Source organism: Enterobacter cloacae complex sp. P24RS, from assembly GCF_014982165.1.
GTDB classification, from domain to species: Bacteria; Pseudomonadota; Gammaproteobacteria; order Enterobacterales; family Enterobacteriaceae; genus Enterobacter; species Enterobacter quasihormaechei.
This window is the reverse complement of record NZ_JADCKU010000012.1, coordinates 77,820-96,119: the sequence shown is the minus strand read 5'-3', so window position 1 is coordinate 96,119 and position 18,300 is coordinate 77,820. Positions and strand designations below refer to the sequence as shown.

Below are 18,300 nucleotides of genomic sequence, written 5' to 3'. Positions count from 1 at the left end.
CACCATGAACGATGGAACGGACTATCGCGCGATCCTCGCGTCCGATACCCCTTTAATCGACGTTCGCGCGCCGATCGAATTTGCCCAGGGTGCGATGCCCGCCGCACTCAACCTGCCCTTAATGAACGACGACGAACGTGCCGCCGTGGGGACCTGCTATAAACGCCAGGGACCCGACGCCGCGCTGGCGCTCGGCCATAGCCTGGTGAGCGGCGAGACGCGGGAGGCGCGCATTAACGCCTGGCGCGAAGCCAGCCTTGCTCACCCCGAGGGCTATCTCTGCTGCGCCCGCGGCGGGCAGCGCTCGCATATCTCCCAGGCCTGGCTTAAGGAGGCGGGTGTCGATTACCCGCTGATCCGCGGCGGCTATAAGGCTCTGCGTCAGACGGCCATTCAGATCACGGTCGAGCAGTCGCAAAAGCCGATGGTGCTTATCGGCGGCTGTACCGGCAACGGTAAAACGCTGCTGGTGAAGCAGCACGCGCAGGGCATCGATCTGGAAGGGCTGGCGCACCATCGCGGTTCGTCGTTTGGCCGCACGCTCACGCCGCAGCTTTCCCAGGCGAGCTTTGAAAATCACCTTGCCGTTGAGCTGCTGAAAAAAGACGCGGCGCGCTGGGTGCTGGAAGATGAGGGCCGGATGATTGGCTCCAACCATCTGCCGGAGTGCCTGCGTGACCGCATGGCTGAAGCGCCTATCGTGGTGGTCGAGGATCCGTTTGACGTTCGTCTTGAGCGCCTGCGTGAAGAGTACTTCGACCATATGTGGACGGACTTTTCTGCCGCCTACGGTGAAGACGCGGGCTGGAAAGCGTACAGCGAATACCTGCATCACGGACTTTTTGCCATTCGTCGCCGTCTGGGGCTGCAACGCTTCGCGGAGTTTACCGCCCTGCTGGACGCCGCGCTCGTCGAGCAACAGCGAACTGGCAGCACTGACGCACACTTCAGCTGGCTTGTGCCGCTGCTGAACGACTATTACGACCCGATGTACGGCTATCAGCTGGAGAAAAAGGCGGAGAAAATTGTGTATCGCGGGACGTTCGAAGACATTGCCGAATGGCTTAATCGCTGAAAATAAAGCCGGGTGGCGGCTACGCGTGCTTTTGTAGCCCCGGTAAGCGCAGCGCCACCGGGGAACAAACAACTTAGAAGTCGTAACGCAGACGCACCAGGTTCATGTCGCCCAGGTTGTCGGTGCTGGAGGTGAACACGTGTTCGTAATCCACGCGGAAACCGTAGTCCAGCTGGAAGCTGATACCCACGCCGTTGTCGATGCGCTGGTAATTACGGCCGTTCACGTACTCAATGCGGTCACCCATGAAGTAAGGCTGGATGGATTTCACCGCATACTGGCCGACCGGGAATTTGTACCCTGCGAAGTATTCAATACCCCATGCGTCACCGGCGAAGTAGTCGTTAACGGACACTTTTTTGGTGGTCATGAAGTTCTGATACCAGCCGCCGCCCGCGGAGAAGGTCCAGTTATCCGGGGTCCAGCTCAGCGCAGTACCGACAATGTTCTGGTCGTAGGATTTGCTGTCGCCGTTGTCCGGGTTACGCATGTCCGCGCGGGTGTAGTTCCACGCTGCGCCCCAGGTCAGATCGGTGGTCAGGTGGTAATCGATACCCAGCGAGCCGCCGCCTTTACGCTTGTAGCGCAGGCCGTTGCCCGGCAGGTATTCACTGTCCTCAAACAGGTAGGATGCATAGATATCCGCATCACCCACGGTTTTCTTGTACTTCAGCATCTGGCGTGAACGGTAAGAGCCGTCGTAGTCGCCGTTGATCCCGTTACCCGGCGCCTGGCCGATCATGTCGTAGTCCCAGATATCGGTTTTCGCGCCCACCACATCATAGTACACGCTGTTCTGCTGGCCGAAGGTCAGCGTGCCCCAGGTGTCGCTCTTCAGGCCGGTGTAGAGCATACGACGTGAGGTGTCGTGCGCACCGTCGGCGTAGTGGTTATCCCAGTTAAACTGCGCCGGAATGTTCACACCCAGCTCGTAGTAAGTGATCCAGCTGATGTCATCGAACAGGTAGTAGTCTGCCGCGAAACGGAAGCGGGTACCGCCGTCAAAGCCGTTACGCTTGTAGCCGTTTTTGCCGTCATCGCCGGTCATGTTCTGGAACTGAGGACGAATACTGCCGCCAACGGTGAAGTTCAGGCGGCTCAGCGGGTTACCCGCCTGCGGATCCTGTTTCAGAAGAGTGATTTCCGCCTGGGATGCGAAAGAAGCCAATGCCACTGCTGCGCCGATCGTTGTCGCCAGCGCTGTTTTTCTTATAGTCATTCTTTTTCCTTGATAGACACGCTGCTAAATATTTAGCTGGTGAATATTAACCGGAAATATTCGGGCTGTGTGGGCGGGTTTTTAATGTTTTGTGCTACTAAATGCAGGGTCATTAACGATTTGTGCCGTTAAGCGGTGACGCACCAGCAGATATGCCGGTACGTCATCATCACGTCAGTAAACTAGCTGACAAACTGGCGGAACAGCGCTTTACCTTTCAACAGCCGGGTGCCGAGCCAGCCGCCGCACAGGGACAGCAGCACGGCGCCGCAGACGGGCAGCGTTACCCACAGCCGCCAGTCAGGCTCCCACGGGAAGTCGAAGACTTTCGTCTGGAGCACCGCCAGCGCGGTTTCCGCACCGATGGCCGCCACCAGCCCCGCCACCAGCCCCAGCGGCACGCCCTCGCTCCACAGCGTGGCGCGCAGCAGTCGCTTACCGGCGCCCAGCGTGCGGTAGACCACCAGCTCCTGATGCCGCTGGCGCATGCCGACCTGCACCTGCGCCAGCAGCAGCAATATGCCGCAGATCGTCACCAGCACCACCATCACCTCCAGCGCGCGGCTCACCTGCTCCAGCACCTGCCCGACCTGTTTGAGGATCGCGCCGATATCCAGCAGGCTCACTGTCGGGAACTCCCGGTTAAGCTGCGTCAGCATGCCGTTGCCGTTTTCCCAGCGGAAGCTGGTCAGCCAGCTCTGGGGCTGTCCGTCCAGCGCGCCCGGCGGGAAGATGAAGAAGAAGTTTGGCCGCAGGCTTTCCCAGTCCACCTTGCGCAGGCTGGTCACTTTGGCGCTGAAATCCTGCGTGTCGCCGGTAAAGGTCACGCTGTCGCCCAGCCCCACGTTCAGACGCTTCGCCAGCCCCTCCTCCATCGACACTTCCCCCGCCTTTGGCGGCCAGGTGCCGGCGACGATCGGGTTATGGTCCGGACGCTTCTCCTGCCAGGTCAGGTTCAGCTCTCGGTTGAGCGATTCGTCTTTGTTTCCTTCCGTCGACTGGCCGTTGATCTGCGTCAGGCGGGCACGCACGATCGGATAGAACGACTCGGGAATAATGTGATGCTCGGACAGGAAGCCCTTCAGCGGCGTCACCTGCTCGGGCGCGATGTTGATCAGAAAATAGTTCGGGCTTTCCGGCGGAAGCTGCTGCTGCCAGCGATCCAGCAGATCCCCGCGCAGCACCAGCAGGAGCGCCAGCAGCATAAACGACAGCGAGAACGCCGAAAGCTGGCTGAGCGTGGACCACGGCTGATGCAGCAGACGATTAATGGCCAGACGCACCGGCAGCGATTTCACCGTCAGCTTTTTTAGCAGGCTGAGCAGCACCCAGCCCAGCGCGCCGCACAGCAGCGCCAGCACGACCGCCCCCGCCAGCACCGCCCACAGCAGCGTACTGCCGCCCATCAGCCAGGCCAGCAGCCCGACCGCCACCGCAATAATCACCGGCAGGTAGAACTTCATTGGCCAGACGTTGGCCACCGCGTCGCGGCGCAGCACGCGAAGCGGCTGGGTGGCGAGCAGCAGCCGGTACGGGCGCAGCCCCACCAGCAGGGAGATCACCGTCATCGCGCCAATGGCCCACAGCCATGGCCAGAGGCTGGCAGGCGGCAGCGCGGCGGGCAGTACCGGTTTGAGCAGCACCATCAGCAGTTTTTCAAACAGCAGCCCGATCGCTCCGCCGGTAATGGCCGACAGCGCCAGCACCATCAGCCACTGGCCGACAATCAGCTTGCGCAGCTGCGCCCGACCCGCGCCGAGGGTTTTGAGGTTCGCCACCAGATCGTAACGGCTGCGGCAGTAGTGCCCCATCGCCACGGCGACGGCCGCAACGGCCAGCAGCAGGGTTAACAGCGCCGACAGCAGCAGGAACTGCTGGGAACGTTCAAGAGATTTGCCGAGTGCCCCTTCATCCTGCTCCAGCCCGTACCAGCGATGTTCCGGCTTGAGCTGCGGCAGAAGCCATTTTTCATACGCCTCCAGCTGTGCGGGCGTACCGCCAAACTTATAGCGCCAGGTGACGCGGCTTCCCGGCTGGACGGCGTTGGTTTTCGCGACATCGGCGGTGTTCATCAGCAGGCGCGGCGCGAGCTGGAACGGGTTAAAGCCGGAATCGGGCTCCTGCACCACTTCCCCGGCAATTTTCAGGGTGGCATCGCCAACGTCAATACTGTCGCCGGGCTTCAGGTTAAGAAGCGCCATCAGACGCGAAGCCAGCAATACCGTACCGGAGGCCGGTTTTAGCCCCGGCGGGCTGGTTTGTAGCTCGCCGTACATCGGGTAGATGTCATCCACGGCCTTCACGCTGGCAAGCTGCGGCGTGTCGCCCGCAAAGGTCATGGTCTGGAAGGTGATTTGCTCCCCTACCTTCAGCCCTTCCTTACGCGCTTCTTCGATCCAGCCCGGCGGGACGGGTCGGGAACTTTGCAGCGCCCGGTCCCCCGCCATAAATTCGCGGCTCTGCTGACTAAGCCCTTTTTCCATGCGATCGCTGACGCTGCCGAGCGCCAGCACGCAGGCCACCGCCAGGCTTAACGCCAGCCAGACAATCAGCAGCGAGGGCGAGCGCCATTCGCGCCAGAACCAGCGGGCAATCATGCTTCCTCCTGAAGAATACCGTTCACCAGCCGCAGGCGGCGGTCGCAGCGGGCGGCCAGCTGCGGATCGTGGGTAACCAGAATCAGCGTGGTGCCGTGCTCGCGGTTGAGCGAAAACAGCAGATCGGCAATTTTATCCCCGGTTTTACGATCGAGGTTGCCCGTTGGCTCATCGGCAAACAGCACTTCCGGGCGTCCGTTAAACGCCCGCGCCAGCGCCACGCGCTGCTGCTCGCCGCCGGACAGCTGCGCCGGAAGGTGGTCAAGCCGCTTCCCCAGCCCAAGCTGTTCCAGCAACGCTTTGGCGTGATCGCGGCTTTCGCGGGTATTTTCGCCGCGCAGCAGGCCCGGCAGCTCGACGTTTTCCAGCGCGTTGAGGGTTGGGATCAGCATGAAGGACTGAAAGACAAACCCGATATGCCGGGCGCGCAGCGCGGCGCGCGCCTCTTCATCAAGCGCGTGAAGGGGCTGGCCGACCAGGTTCACCTCGCCGCTGCTGCCATCGTCCAGGCCGGCCAGGATCGCCAGCAGCGTGGACTTACCGGAACCGGATTCGCCAATCAGCGCGATGCTTTCGGCGCGTTTGACAACGAGTTCAACTCCGGTAAGGATGGAAAGCTCGTGTTCTCCCTGACCGACGGACTTCTTAAGACGATGAACTTCAACAATGTTTTCCGCTGGCATTTGCCCTTCCTGTTTTTGATGCTGATGACCTTCCGCGCGGCGGCTGCGGACACGTTACTGGTGCTGGGCGACAGCCTGAGCGCGGGCTATCGTATGGCCGCCAGCGCGGCCTGGCCCGCGCTGCTCAATGATAAATGGCAGTCCGGGACGTCTGTCGTTAACGGCAGCATCAGCGGCGATACGTCGCAGCAGGGCCTGTCGCGCCTGCCTGCCCTGCTCAAGCAGCATCAGCCGCGCTGGGTGCTGGTTGAACTGGGCGGCAACGATGGCCTGCGAGGCTTCCCGCCGCAGCAAACCGAGCAAACGCTGCGGACCATTTTGCAGACCATTAAGGCCGCTAACGCCCAGCCGCTGCTGATGCAAATTCGCCTGCCCGCTAACTACGGCCGTCGGTATAATGAGGCGTTTAGCGCGATCTATCCTAAGCTTGCCAAAGAGTTTGATATTCCGCTGCTGCCATTTTTCATGGAAGAGGTCTATCTCAAGCCCCAGTGGATGCAGGACGACGGCATTCACCCCAATCGCGATGCCCAGCCGTTTATTGCCGACTGGATGGCAACCCGGCTGGCACCTTTAGTAAAACATGACTCGTCAAACAGCTGAGAACCTGACAGGTAAAGTTATGCAAAAATCGGTCTTAATAACAGGATGTTCCAGCGGAATTGGCCTTGAAAGCGCCCTTGAGCTGAAGCGCCAGGGGTTTTGGGTGCTGGCAGCCTGCCGTAAACCCGAAGATGTCGAACGCATGAGAGGGCTCGGTTTTACCGGCATCCTGCTGGATCTGGATTCGCCGGAAAGCGTGGAGCAGGCCGCCGATGAGGTTATCGCCCTGACCAACAACCGGCTTTACGGCCTGTTCAACAATGCGGGCTATGGCGTCTACGGCCCGCTACAGACCATCTCGCGGGAACAGCTGGAACAGCAGTTCTCCGCTAACGTTTTCGGCGCGCATCAGCTCACCATGCGCCTGCTTCCCGCCATGCTACCGCACGGCGAAGGGCGCATCGTCATGACCTCCTCGGTGATGGGCCTGATCTCCACACCGGGCCGCGGAGCTTATGCCGCCAGCAAATACGCGCTGGAGGCGTGGTCCGATGCGCTACGCATGGAACTGCGCCACAGCGGCATTAAGGTCAGCCTGATTGAGCCCGGCCCCATCCGCACCCGGTTCACGGAAAACGTTAACCAGACGCAGGCGGACAAGCCGGTCGAAAACCCCGGTATTGCCGCACGCTTCACGCTGGGGCCGGAGGCGGTGGTCGCCAAAGTGCGTCACGCCTTTGAGAGCGACAACCCCAAAACGCGCTATCCGGTCACGCTGGTGACCCATGCCGTCGGCTGGTTAAAACGCCTGCTACCGGGACGGATGATGGACAAAATTTTGCAGGGTTGAGTTGAAGCGATGACGCTTACCCCCATGTAAAGAGTAAACCGACAAAAGAGAATGCCGCATGTCCGTACAGAATATCGTCAATATTACTGAAGCTAACCTGCAACAAACGCTCGAACAGTCAATGGCTAAACCGGTGCTGTTCTACTTCTGGTCTGAACGCAGCCAACACTGTCTGCAACTGACGCCGGTCCTGGAAAGCCTTGCTGCGCAATACAACGGCCAGTTCATTCTGGCGAAACTGGATTGTGACGCCGAACCGATGGTGGCATCCCAGTTTGGCCTGCGTGCGATCCCGACCGTCTACCTGTTCCAGAACGGTCAGCCCGTCGATGGCTTCCAGGGCCCGCAGCCGGAAGAGGCAATCCGTGCCCTGCTGGATAAAGTCCTGCCGCGTGAAGAAGAGCTGAAGGCGCAGGAAGCGATGGCGCTGATGCAGGAAGGCAAATACGACGAGGCGCTGCCGCTGTTAAAAGACGCGTGGCAACTGTCGAATCAAAACAGCCAGATTGGTCTGCTGCTGGCAGAGACCCAGATTGCGCTGCACCGCCCTGAAGACGCAGAAGCCGTTTTGAAAACCGTTCCGATGCAGGATCAGGATACCCGTTATCAGGGCCTGGTGGCGCAGATTGACCTGCTGAAACAGGCGGCGGATACCCCTGAAATTCAGCAGCTTCAGCAGCAGGTTGCGGACAACCCGGCGGATGCGGCGCTGGCAAGCCAGCTCGCGCTCCAGCTGCATCAGGTGGGGCGTAACGAAGAGGCGCTGGAACTGCTTTTTAGCCATCTTCAGAAAGACCTGGGTGCCGCAGACGGTCAGGCGCGGAAGATGTTCCAGGAGATCCTGGCCGCGCTCGGTACCGGTGACGCCCTGGCGTCAAAATATCGTCGTCAGCTGTACGCGCTGCTCTACTAACAAAAATGCCCGGTGGCGCTAACGCTTACCGGGCCTACAAAAGCCGATATTACCCCGTCTTTTTCAACGGCGTCACCACCAGCTGGTGGCGTGCGTTGTAGAACTTCCGATAGGTCAGGTAGCAGGCAATAATCGTCGACAGGCTTGCGGTGGAGAGCAGCATAAACGTCACCATTATCTGGTACTTAATCGCTTTAACCGGATCGATACCGGCAAAAATCAGCCCCGACATCATGCCCGGCAGACTGACCAGCCCCACGGTTTTTGCTGAATCCACCGTGGGGATCAGCGAAGAACGAATGCTGTCGCGAATCAACCGCGCCGAGGCCACCTTCGGCGTTGCCCCCAGGCTTAGCTTTTCCTGAAGCTGCTGCTGCTCGCTGCTGAAGCGTTGCCCCAGATTGTTGTAGCACAACCCCACCGCCACCATCGCGTTACCCGCAATCATCCCGGAAATGGGGATCACCTGCATCGGCGTAAATTCTATCGAGCCGGAGAGCACCAGCACCGCCAGCGTTAACGCGGTCCCGGTGGTAATGGCGATAAACGACGAGATGAACGCTTTATCGATGTATTTACTGCGCTTTTGCGCATTCCACGCCGCGTTGAAGCAGATAAACAGCACCATCAGCAGCGTCAGTACCGCATGGTTGACGTTGAAGATGTATTTCAGCACGTAGCCGACAATGATGAGCTGGATGACCGCGCGGGCGATACTCCACAGAATATCTTTCTCCAGCCCCAGCTTTTCCCGGTAGCTGACCACAATCGCCACCAGCACCAGTACCATCGACAGCGCCAGCGATTCGTTCGTTATATTATGTTCACCCACGGTTAGCCTCCTGCATTTTCCCGCCCTGCGGCCTGAGCGTGATGACATCATCCGCATGGCTAATTTCGTTTGAATCGTGCGTCACCCACAGCACGGCAATATCCTGTTCACGGGCGTAGCGATGAATAATCTCATTCACGTTGCGCTTGTTGGCGTCATCCAGCGCGCTGGTGATCTCGTCCAGCAGCAGCACCTTCGGCAGGAATTGCAGATTACGGATCAGCGATACGCGCTGCTTTTCCCCGCCTGACAGGTCGGCAATCGATTTGGTCAGCGTCTCCGGCGAAAGCCCAAACCGGGCCAAATCGTCGGCAAACATTTCAGGTTCAGGCGTTTGGTTGCGGATTTGCCAGGGGAACACCAGATTGTCGTACACCGTATCGCCAAACAGGGACGGCGTCTGCACGCAGTAGGACACCTGCTGGCGGTAGCGTTCCGGTGAAAGCGTGGCGATATCCTTCCCTTCAAACAGGATCGTTCCCTCCGTTGGGCTCAGTAACGAGGCCACGATTTTCAGAAGCGTGCTTTTGCCGCAGCCGGAGGGGCCGGTTATCAGCTTAAATTCGCCCGATGAAAGGCAAAAATTGACGTGCTGAAGGATCGTGTTGTCACCCACGCGAAAGCCAACATCCCTGATATCCAGAAGATTTTTTTTATTATTCATTCCGATTCCATTTAACGCTTTTAAGAGAACAGCCTGTAGCATAATCCTTTCAGGTTCACAGTGCGAATAGCCTTAAGCTATGGCTAGTGTTAAACTTTTTGTTTGCTCATTGTCACCTCTATCACTACAGGTAGTAAGCCGCATGACACATATTTTTTATGAGTTTTCCTCCCTGAAGCCAGGCGTGCCTGATGTCGAAACATTAATGGAAGTCATCAATTCGTCGGAACTCACGCGTTTTGTTATGGGTGCAGAGGTTGTCGATTTTGTTAAGAAGGCACTCATCGTTAACACCACGATTGGCAGCTTTAAGAACTGCTATTTTGCTTTCGATGACGGGGCTTACTTTCTCGAATTTGACAGCAAGGGTAAATCCAGACGCTTTACCGAGGTGCCGGACTGGTTCGTTTCGCCTGCTGAATTTGCCCGCTCGCAATGGCTGATCAACCATGACCTGGCCGATGTGAAGGCGACGGCGTTTATTGACGTGCTAATGTCCTACCCGCTAAAAGAACGCCGGGCGCACTGCAATCTGCTGTTTGGTCTGGATCTGCATAAGGTCAATGTGGTTCCGGCGCCCGCCGCGCCTGTGGGAAAAATGGGCAATAAGAACGGAAAAACCACCAAGCCTCGCGTCACGGATCTCGGCTCTTTTGAGCTTTTTACCGCCTTCTTTGCGCGCATGAAAACCGCCGTCAACGCTAATGCATTCCCAACGCTACAGGTGCTGACCGGCCAGGAGAATCTTGCCAAAGCGCCGCACAGCCTAAAGCAAGGGATCAGAACCTGGTTTAAAGCGATCACCGGCGATCTGCCCCCGAACAACAAACGTGTCGGAGCGGGCAATGCAGTGCTGTTCTGCGCCCCGATCCGCGAGCAGATCCAGCAGATAGAGGCTATTGGCCTGGAAAAATACTATCAGGGCTTATCGAAAGCCATCGCTGACGCCGGGGATGGGTTTATCACCGACTTCAGCTACACCTGGTCAGAAGACTAAGCGTCTGCGCCCTGCTCTCCTGGCGGGGCATTTTAATTTTACCAGTCCGGTTCCCACCTCTTTACAGGGGCGAAATCCCGCCCGTTAACCGATATACTAACGTTCAACAATTACGCAATTTTTCCCGCTACGGCATGCAAAACAGGAGGTTTTTATGCTCATCGTTGTCCCTGTCCTTATTTTCGTTGCGCTGGTTATCGTGGGCGCAGGCATCAAAATTGTCCCGCAGGGTTACCAGTGGACCGTCGAACGCTTCGGTCGCTACACCAATACCCTTCAGCCAGGTTTAAGCCTGATCGTCCCTTTCATGGACAGAATTGGGCGCAAGATCAACATGATGGAGCAGGTCCTGGATATCCCTTCCCAGGAAGTCATCTCGAAGGATAACGCCAACGTTACCATTGATGCGGTGTGCTTTATCCAGGTGATAGACGCGCCGAAAGCGGCCTATGAGGTAAGCAACCTGGAGCTGGCGATCGTCAACCTGACGATGACCAACATCCGTACCGTGCTGGGCTCGATGGAGCTGGACGAAATGCTCTCCCAGCGTGACAGCATCAATACCCGCCTGCTGCACATTGTGGATGAAGCTACCAATCCGTGGGGGATCAAGGTAACCCGCATTGAGATCCGCGACGTGCGCCCACCGGCAGAGCTGATCGCTTCCATGAACGCGCAGATGAAGGCCGAGCGTACCAAGCGTGCCTATATCCTTGAAGCCGAAGGGGTGCGCCAGGCCGAGATCCTGAAAGCGGAAGGGGAAAAACAGTCGCAGATCCTGAAAGCCGAGGGCGACCGTCAGTCTGCCTTCCTCCAGGCGGAAGCGCGTGAACGTTCAGCAGAGGCGGAAGCCCGCGCGACGCAAATGGTATCCGAGGCGATTGCCGCCGGGGATATCCAGGCCGTGAACTACTTCGTCGCGCAAAAATATACCGATGCGCTGAAGGAGATCGGCTCTGCGAACAACAGCAAAGTGGTGATGATGCCGCTGGATGCCAGCAGCCTGATGGGATCTATCGCCGGGATTGCCGAACTGATTAAAGACGGCGGAAACGAGCGTAAAAAATGATTGAACTCATCGTTGCACATCCACATGCGTTCTGGCTAAGCCTTGGCGGCCTGCTGCTGGCCGCCGAGATGCTGGGCGGCAACGGTTATCTGCTGTGGAGCGGCATTGCCGCGGTGATTACCGGGCTGGTCGTCTGGCTGCTGCCTGTCGGCTGGGAGTGGCAGGGCGCGCTGTTTGCCGTACTGACGCTGGTGGCCGCCTGGCTGTGGTGGCGCTGGCTGAACAAACGCGTTCAGGAGCAGAAGCCAGTCGACGCGCATCTCAACCAGCGTGGGCAGCAGATCGTGGGTAAACGTTTCACGCTTGATAACGCGCTGATCAACGGACGCGGCCATATGCGCGTGGGGGACAGTTCGTGGCCGGTCGTGGCCGATGATGACCTCAGCGCCGGAACGCGGGTTGAGGTCATTGCGGTGGAAGGTATTACCCTGCGGGTTAAAGCCTGTTAGGCGTGGGTTTTGCGGTGGCAGCAGCCGGAAAGATTGTCGATAATCGGGCAGTCGGCGCTGTCATCTCCCGGGCAGGATTCCGCCAGCTGTAACAGCTGCTCACGCATTGCCTGTAATTCGATAATATGGCGTTCGATCTCCGCCACTTTTTCCAGCGTACGTTTTTTCACGTCGGCACTGTGGCGCTTCGGATCGTTAAACAGGTTTACCAGCTCCCCGCACTCTTCCAGGTTGAATCCAACCTGTCTGGCCTGGCGCAGTAACGTCAGTTCATCAAGATGCAGTTGCGTATAGCTGCGGTAGCCGTTCTCACTGCGCAACGGTGGCGTCACCAGCCCTTTCTCTTCATAAAAGCGAATCGCTTTGCTGGTTAAGCCGGTTTTTTTCGCAACATCGCTGATATTCACATTTCCCCCTTGACCTTCCCCTTGATGGAAGGTTTAACCTTCATAACAGTTAGCGAAAAGCAGAGTGAAGGTCAACAATTGACCAGAACATTATACGGGAGTTTTGTTATGTCTCACACTATTGACCTGACGCTTGACGGCCTCTCCTGCGGCCACTGCGTCAAACGCGTTAAAGAAAGTCTGGAACAGCGCCCTGACGTGGAAAGCGCTGAGGTGACTATCGATCATGCCGCCGTGACCGGCAGCGCCAGCGCCGACGCGCTGATTGATACTATCAAACAGGCCGGTTACGGGGCGGAGTTAAGCCACCCAAAGGCTAAACCGCTGGCAGAGTCATCATCCCCGTCGGAAGCACTGACAGCGGCCACTCCTGAGCTTCCGGTAGCGGATGACATTGATGACAGCCAACAGCTGCTGATCAACGGCATGAGCTGCGCCAGCTGCGTTTCACGGGTACAGAATGCCTTGCAGGCGGTCCCGGGCGTAGCGCAGGCACGGGTAAACCTGGCGGAGCGTACTGCGCTGGTGATGGGCAGCGCCTCCGCCGCAGATTTAGTACAGGCCGTTGAGAAAGCGGGCTACGGGGCGGAGGCCATCGAAGATGATGCCGAGCGCCGCGAGCGCCAGCAGGAAACGGCTATCGCCACCATGAAGCGCTTCCGCTGGCAGGCGATCGTCGCCCTGCTGGTTGGTATTCCGGTGATGGTGTGGGGCATGATGGGTGACAACATGATGGTCACCGCCGATAACCGCACCCTGTGGCTGGTGATTGGTGTCATTACCCTTGCGGTCATGGTGTTTGCAGGCGGGCATTTCTACACCAGCGCCTGGAAGAGCCTGAAAAACCGCACGGCGACGATGGACACGCTGGTCGCGCTCGGGACGGGGGCCGCGTGGCTCTATTCAATGAGCGTTAACGTCTGGCCGCAGTGGTTCCCGATGGAAGCTCGCCACCTCTACTATGAAGCGAGCGCGATGATTATTGGTCTGATTAACTTAGGCCACATGCTCGAAGCCCGCGCTCGCCAGCGCTCGTCGAAAGCGCTGGAAAGATTACTCGATTTAACCCCGCCGACGGCCCGCGTGGTGACGGACGACGGGGAGAAAAGCGTTCCGCTTTCGGAGGTGCAGCCGGGTATGACGCTGCGCCTGACCACCGGTGACCGCGTGCCCGTAGACGGTGAAATTATCCAGGGCGACGCCTGGCTTGATGAAGCCATGCTGACCGGCGAGCCGATCCCCCAGCAGAAATCCCCGGGCGATGCGGTGCATGCGGGTACGGTGGTGCAGGACGGAAGCGTGCTGTTCCGCGCCAGCGCCGTTGGCAGCCATACCACCCTGTCGCGCATCATCCGCATGGTCCGCCAGGCCCAGAGCAGCAAGCCGGAAATCGGCCAGCTTGCCGATAAAATTTCCGCTATTTTTGTCCCCGTGGTGGTCGGTATTGCGCTGCTCAGCGCGGCGATCTGGTATTTCTTCGGCCCGGCACCGCAGATTGTCTACACCCTGGTGATTGCCACCACGGTGCTGATCATCGCCTGCCCTTGTGCGCTTGGCCTGGCCACGCCGATGTCGATTATCTCCGGCGTCGGTCGCGCCGCCGAGTTTGGCGTGCTGGTCCGTGACGCCGACGCGCTACAGCGGGCAAGCACGCTGGACACCCTTGTCTTCGATAAAACCGGTACGCTCACCGAGGGCAAACCCCAGGTGGTGGCTGTCAAAACCGCGGGCTGTACGGAAGCGGATGCCGTGCGCCTTGCCGCGGCGCTGGAACAAGGTTCCAGCCACCCGCTGGCGCGCGCCATCCTTGAGAAAGCCGGCGATGCCCGCCTGCCGCAGGTAAGCAACTTCCGCACCCTGCGCGGTTTAGGGGTCAGCGGGGAAGCCGAAGGGCATACGCTGCTGCTGGGTAACCAGGCACTGTTGAATGAAAACGGCGTTGATACGTCCGCGCTGGAAGCTGAGCTTAACGCGCAGGCTTCTCAGGGGGCGACACCGGTTCTGCTGGCGATGGATGGACAGGCGGCGGCGCTGCTGGCCGTGCGCGATCCGTTACGCCAGGACAGCGTGGATGCCCTACAGCGCCTGCACCGCGCGGGCTACCGCCTGGTGATGTTAACCGGTGATAATCCGACGACCGCTAACGCCATCGCCAGAGAAGCCGGGATTGATGAGGTGATAGCCGGCGTACTGCCGGATGGCAAAGCGGACGCCATCCAGAAACTGCAACGTGAAGGACGTCAGGTGGCGATGGTCGGCGACGGTATCAACGACGCCCCGGCGCTGGCGCAGGCTGACGTAGGCATTGCGATGGGCGGCGGGAGCGATGTTGCCATTGAGACTGCGGCGATCACCCTGATGCGGCACAGCCTGATGGGCGTGGCCGACGCGCTGGCGATTTCGAAAGCCACGTTGCGCAACATGAAGCAAAACCTGCTGGGGGCATTCATTTACAACTCACTCGGCATTCCGGTTGCCGCCGGGATTTTGTGGCCGCTGACCGGCACCCTGCTGAACCCGGTGGTCGCGGGTGCGGCGATGGCGCTCTCGTCCATTACCGTGGTGAGCAACGCCAACCGCCTGCTGCGGTTTAAACCGAAGGATTGAACCTTGTTCTCGTACGCGCTAGCATGACCCTTTCCGATCATGGAGCGCGTATGAGTCTGTTTAGCCGTATAAAAGCATCGTTTCGCGCCCTCTTTCCCCGCCGTTATGCCTGGCCTGGCATGGATATTACGCTTCCGGGCGGACGGCATCTGCACCTGGTGGGAAGCATCCATATGGGCACGCAGGATATGTCACCCCTGCCCGCCGGCCTGATTAAACTGCTGAAGCGCGCCGACGCGCTGATCGTAGAGGCCGACATCTCCGGCCACGAGTCGCCGTTTGCCGGGCTGGAAAGCGATCACCCACTGGCGGAACGGCTGGACGATGCCCAACTCGCGGAGCTGACGCGCATTGCCAACGAGACGGGCGTATCGCTATCCATGATTGATACCCTGCCGCTGTGGCAAATCGCGATGGTGTTACAGGCCACGCAGGCGCAGCGCCTGGGCCTGCGCGGCGATTACGGCATTGATTATCAGCTGCTGAATATCGCACGGGCACGCACTATGCCCGTCATCGAACTGGAAGGGACGGACAGCCAGATAGCGCTCTTGCGTCAGCTCCCGGACGACGGACGTATGCTGCTGGAAGATACCCTGACCCACTGGCACACCAATGCGCGGCTTCTGCAAACCATGATTGGCTGGTGGCTGGACGCGCCGCCGGCAGACGGCAAGCTGGCGTTACCGTCGACGTTCAGTGAATCGTTGTATGATGTGCTGATGAACGCGCGTAACCAGGCGTGGCGGGAGACGCTGTATGCCCTGCCTGCCGGTCGTTATGTCGTCGCGGTTGGCGCGTTGCATTTGTACGGCGAAGGGAATTTGCCGTCGCTGCTGAAGTAAAAAAATGGCCAATATCGCTATTGGCCCGTCAAAGAGGAATTTCATCGTTTTTATTATACCGAAGTGACCTTCGGTTGAGCCGATTGTCGCTCAAAGTGACCATCACTGCCAATACTATTGCGCAAGATGGTGCTATTTTTTAGACAAACGTCAGGCGTATGCTGCTGGTATGAATCGTCTGTCGTAAGAAGGATAGCCATGACTCCCGCCGTTAAATTACTCGAAAAAAACAAAATTTCTTTCCGGATCCACACCTACGATCACGATCCGAACGAAACCAACTTTGGTGATGAAGTGGTGCGCAAGCTGGGGCTGAACGCGGACCAGGTCTACAAAACGCTGCTGGTCGCGGTGAATGGCGATATGAAGCACCTCGCCGTGGCGGTGACGCCCGTCGCCGATCAACTCGATTTGAAAAAAGTGGCCAAAGCGCTGGGGGCGAAAAAGGTCGATATGGCCGACCCGATGGTTGCGCAACGCACGACCGGATATCTTGTCGGCGGGATCAGCCCGCTCGGCCAGAAAAAGCGTCTGCCGACGCTGATCGATGCGCCTTCGCAGGAATTTGAGACGATCTACATTTCTGGCGGCAAGCGTGGGCTGGATATCGAACTGGCCGCGGGCGATCTGGCGAAAATGCTGGACGCGACGTTTGCGGATATTGCGCGCCGGGATTGAATAACAAGCCCGGTGGCGCTGCGCTTACCGGGCCTACATTCGAATCGTTGGCCGGGTAAGGCGTAGCCGCCACCCGGCAACAAAACCACTACTGCCAGCTCACCTCGCCCTTCGGCTCATACGCGTTCACGTCAATCGGTGAATTTTGCTGAATAAACTGCTTCAGCACCTCCGCATCAATAAAGCCGGTATTCACATAGCCCGGTTTGTTATCAATGTGCGGATAGCCGTCGCCGCCGGTGGCATTGAAGCTTAACGTTGCCAGGCGGTAGGTTTTCGCCGGATCAACAGGCTCGCCTTTGATCTTGAGATCGTTTAGCTTGCCGTCCTTCGCCACGAAGCTGACGTTAGCAAACTGCGGATACGCCCCCGAGTCCGGCTTCATCTGCGCCACGGCCGTCAGGTAGTCAGTCACCTCTTTCCCGCTCATGTCCGCATACACCACCACGTTGCCAAACGGCTGTACCTTCAGCACGTCTTTATAGGTGATGTTTCCGCCTTCGATGGAATCACGAATACCGCCGCCGCTCATCACGCCAAAATCCGCATTCGTGCGCGCCATCTGCGCGGCCAGGACCAGACGCCCCATGTTGGTCTGCACGAAGCGGACTTTGCTGCGGTCCCCTTCCAGACGACCGTTAAGCGTGCCAATCTTCACGTCCAGCTGCGCTTTCCCTTTGCTCTGGAACGGCGTCAGCAGGGAGAGCATCTGCTGGTTTTCAGCGATCTCTGGCGTGTAGAGTACACGCTCACTTTTGCCGTCCGGGTAGGTGACTTTCTTCTTCAGGTTCACCGGGATGAGTTGATAGTGCACCAGCTTCATCTCGCCGTTACGGAATTCAAAATCCGCGCGGCCAACGTATTTCCCCCACTCGTGGGCCTGCACGATCCAGATCCCGTTCTGACGGTCCGGCGCGCACGGCGTGCCCGGCACGTAGTCCACCTGCTTTTTATTCTCGGAAGCCATGCAGACCGGATCCTGCGAATGGCCGCCCACAATCATCGCCAGCGAGCCCGCTGGCAGGCTGCGCGCCATTTCCACGTCGCCCGGCGCGTTGGAGCCGTGCTGACCATTATCGTAATGCCCCATGTGGGTGGTCGCGATAATCACATCCGGCTTTTCATTCTGCTGCAACTCCTGGATCACCAGCTTCGCTTCGTCCGCCGGTTTACGGAATTCAATGTCGGTGAAATATTCAGGATTGCCAATTTTGGCCGTATCGTCAGTGGTTAAGCCAATGACCGCAATCTTCAGATCCTGACGCTTAAACAGCGCCCACGGTTTAAACAGGCGCTCGCCGGTGCTTTTCTGATAAATATTGGCGGAAAGGAACGGGAATTTGGACCACTTCTCCTGCTGGCGCAGCACGCTCAGCGGATTATCAAACTCGTGGTTTCCGACCGCCATCGCATCGTAGCCGATTAGATTCATGCCGCGAAAATCAGGCTCGGCATCCTGTAAATCCGATTCCGGTACGCCGGTATTAATATCCCCGCCCGACAGCAGCAGCACGCTGCCGCCCTGGGCCGCGACCTCTTTGCGAATGCCGTCCACCAGCGTTTTTTGCGCCGCCAGGCCATATTCACCATATTCGCTGCGCCAGAAATGGCCGTGATGATCGTTAGTATGGAGAATGGTAATTTTATAGGTTTTATCTTTCTCATACGCCTGCGCGGGCAGGCTTGTCAGCCCCCACGCGGCAATGAGCGCCAGCGCGACGCCACGCTTTATTAACTTCATCTTCTCTCTCCCTGACCCATAGACAAACGCAAAAATTACAGTGACTCACAAGAATAGACAAATAAGTTTTCAGATTTGCGACTTTCTTCAAATGTCACGGACGAGTATGTTAGTCGGATAATAATTACTCC

Annotated in this window: 17 protein-coding genes; 10 read left to right on the top strand and 7 right to left on the bottom strand. The window is 58.4% G+C overall.

The genetic code is table 11. From position 1 onward, the window contains the following. The first annotated feature begins 4 nt into the window (after window positions 1-4). Window positions 5-1,075: a tRNA 2-selenouridine(34) synthase MnmH gene (mnmH, locus tag INF58_RS14115; RefSeq protein WP_193527906.1), complete on the top strand. Its 1,071-nt coding sequence runs from the start codon at window positions 5-7 to the stop codon at window positions 1,073-1,075. Window positions 1,076-1,148: 73 nt separating this feature from the next. On the opposite strand, the gene INF58_RS14110 is transcribed toward mnmH, so the two are convergent. The 3 genes from INF58_RS14110 to ybbA form a co-directional block, all read right to left on the bottom strand. Continuing rightward, window positions 1,149-2,294 carry a porin gene (locus INF58_RS14110; protein WP_063451640.1) on the bottom strand — a complete coding sequence of 382 codons (1,146 nt, stop codon included), beginning with the start codon at window positions 2,292-2,294 and terminating at the stop codon, window positions 1,149-1,151. Window positions 2,295-2,476: 182 nt separating this feature from the next. Further along, window positions 2,477-4,891 (bottom strand): putative ABC transporter permease subunit YbbP, encoded by a 2,415-nt coding sequence (gene ybbP / locus INF58_RS14105; protein ID WP_193527905.1) that lies wholly within the window; start codon window positions 4,889-4,891, stop codon window positions 2,477-2,479. Then, window positions 4,888-5,574 (bottom strand): putative ABC transporter ATP-binding protein YbbA, encoded by a 687-nt coding sequence (ybbA, locus tag INF58_RS14100; RefSeq protein WP_063451642.1) that lies wholly within the window; start codon window positions 5,572-5,574, stop codon window positions 4,888-4,890. Before ybbA ends, ybbP begins: the two co-directional genes overlap by 4 nt. Between ybbA and tesA the strand changes: the two genes are divergently transcribed. Genes tesA through INF58_RS14085 form a run of 3 tightly spaced genes read left to right on the top strand, consistent with a single transcriptional unit; the run spans window position 5,545 to window position 7,880 of the window. Continuing rightward, the gene (tesA, locus tag INF58_RS14095; protein WP_063451796.1) at window positions 5,545-6,177 is read left to right on the top strand and encodes a multifunctional acyl-CoA thioesterase I/protease I/lysophospholipase L1; all 633 of its coding nucleotides are present in this window, start codon (window positions 5,545-5,547) and stop codon (window positions 6,175-6,177) included. The two genes, ybbA and tesA, sit on opposite strands and share 30 nt — an antisense overlap. After that, a complete protein-coding gene (locus tag INF58_RS14090; RefSeq protein WP_107534829.1) occupies window positions 6,158-6,967 on the top strand; it encodes an SDR family oxidoreductase in 810 nt (269 codons plus the stop codon). Before tesA ends, INF58_RS14090 begins: the two co-directional genes overlap by 20 nt. Window positions 6,968-7,025: 58 nt before the next feature. Beyond that, window positions 7,026-7,880, top strand: a complete 855-nt coding sequence (locus tag INF58_RS14085; protein WP_063451644.1) for a co-chaperone YbbN — start codon at window positions 7,026-7,028, stop codon at window positions 7,878-7,880. A 49-nt stretch (window positions 7,881-7,929) separates the two neighbouring features. On the opposite strand, the gene fetB is transcribed toward INF58_RS14085, so the two are convergent. Both fetB and fetA read right to left on the bottom strand, forming a co-directional pair. Further along, window positions 7,930-8,712: an iron export ABC transporter permease subunit FetB gene (fetB, locus tag INF58_RS14080; protein ID WP_047051105.1), complete on the bottom strand. Its 783-nt coding sequence runs from the start codon at window positions 8,710-8,712 to the stop codon at window positions 7,930-7,932. Then, window positions 8,705-9,376: an iron ABC transporter ATP-binding protein FetA gene (gene fetA, locus INF58_RS14075; protein WP_193527904.1), complete on the bottom strand. Its 672-nt coding sequence runs from the start codon at window positions 9,374-9,376 to the stop codon at window positions 8,705-8,707. Before fetA ends, fetB begins: the two co-directional genes overlap by 8 nt. Before the next feature lie 142 nt (window positions 9,377-9,518). Here fetA and INF58_RS14070 point away from each other — a divergent pair, with 142 nt between their 5' ends. From INF58_RS14070 to INF58_RS14060, 3 genes are all read left to right on the top strand, one after another. Next, entirely contained in the window at window positions 9,519-10,373 is an 855-nt protein-coding gene (locus INF58_RS14070; RefSeq protein ID WP_063451646.1) for a hypothetical protein, read from the top strand. 154 nt (window positions 10,374-10,527) lie between these two features. After that, window positions 10,528-11,442: an SPFH domain-containing protein gene (locus INF58_RS14065; RefSeq protein ID WP_063451647.1), complete on the top strand. Its 915-nt coding sequence runs from the start codon at window positions 10,528-10,530 to the stop codon at window positions 11,440-11,442. After that, on the top strand, window positions 11,439-11,891 hold the full coding sequence (locus INF58_RS14060) for an NfeD family protein (protein ID WP_063868998.1): 453 nt from the start codon (window positions 11,439-11,441) through the stop codon (window positions 11,889-11,891). Before INF58_RS14065 ends, INF58_RS14060 begins: the two co-directional genes overlap by 4 nt. Here INF58_RS14060 and cueR read toward each other — a convergent pair. Further along, window positions 11,888-12,298 (bottom strand): Cu(I)-responsive transcriptional regulator, encoded by a 411-nt coding sequence (cueR, locus tag INF58_RS14055; RefSeq protein ID WP_063869000.1) that lies wholly within the window; start codon window positions 12,296-12,298, stop codon window positions 11,888-11,890. The genes INF58_RS14060 and cueR overlap by 4 nt on opposite strands. Before the next feature lie 108 nt (window positions 12,299-12,406). Here cueR and copA point away from each other — a divergent pair, with 108 nt between their 5' ends. From copA to ybaK, 3 genes are all read left to right on the top strand, one after another. After that, window positions 12,407-14,905, top strand: coding sequence for a copper-exporting P-type ATPase CopA (gene copA, locus INF58_RS14050; RefSeq protein WP_193527903.1), 2,499 nt, complete (start codon window positions 12,407-12,409; stop codon window positions 14,903-14,905). A 50-nt stretch (window positions 14,906-14,955) separates the two neighbouring features. Beyond that, the gene (locus tag INF58_RS14045) at window positions 14,956-15,750 is read left to right on the top strand and encodes a TraB/GumN family protein (protein ID WP_193527902.1); all 795 of its coding nucleotides are present in this window, start codon (window positions 14,956-14,958) and stop codon (window positions 15,748-15,750) included. Window positions 15,751-15,948: 198 nt separating this feature from the next. Beyond that, window positions 15,949-16,428, top strand: coding sequence for a Cys-tRNA(Pro)/Cys-tRNA(Cys) deacylase YbaK (gene ybaK, locus INF58_RS14040; protein WP_193527901.1), 480 nt, complete (start codon window positions 15,949-15,951; stop codon window positions 16,426-16,428). A gap of 88 nt (window positions 16,429-16,516) precedes the next feature. On the opposite strand, the gene ushA is transcribed toward ybaK, so the two are convergent. Then, window positions 16,517-18,169 carry a bifunctional UDP-sugar hydrolase/5'-nucleotidase UshA gene (gene ushA / locus INF58_RS14035; RefSeq protein ID WP_193527900.1) on the bottom strand — a complete coding sequence of 551 codons (1,653 nt, stop codon included), beginning with the start codon at window positions 18,167-18,169 and terminating at the stop codon, window positions 16,517-16,519. Between the last annotated feature and the right edge of the window lie 131 nt (window positions 18,170-18,300).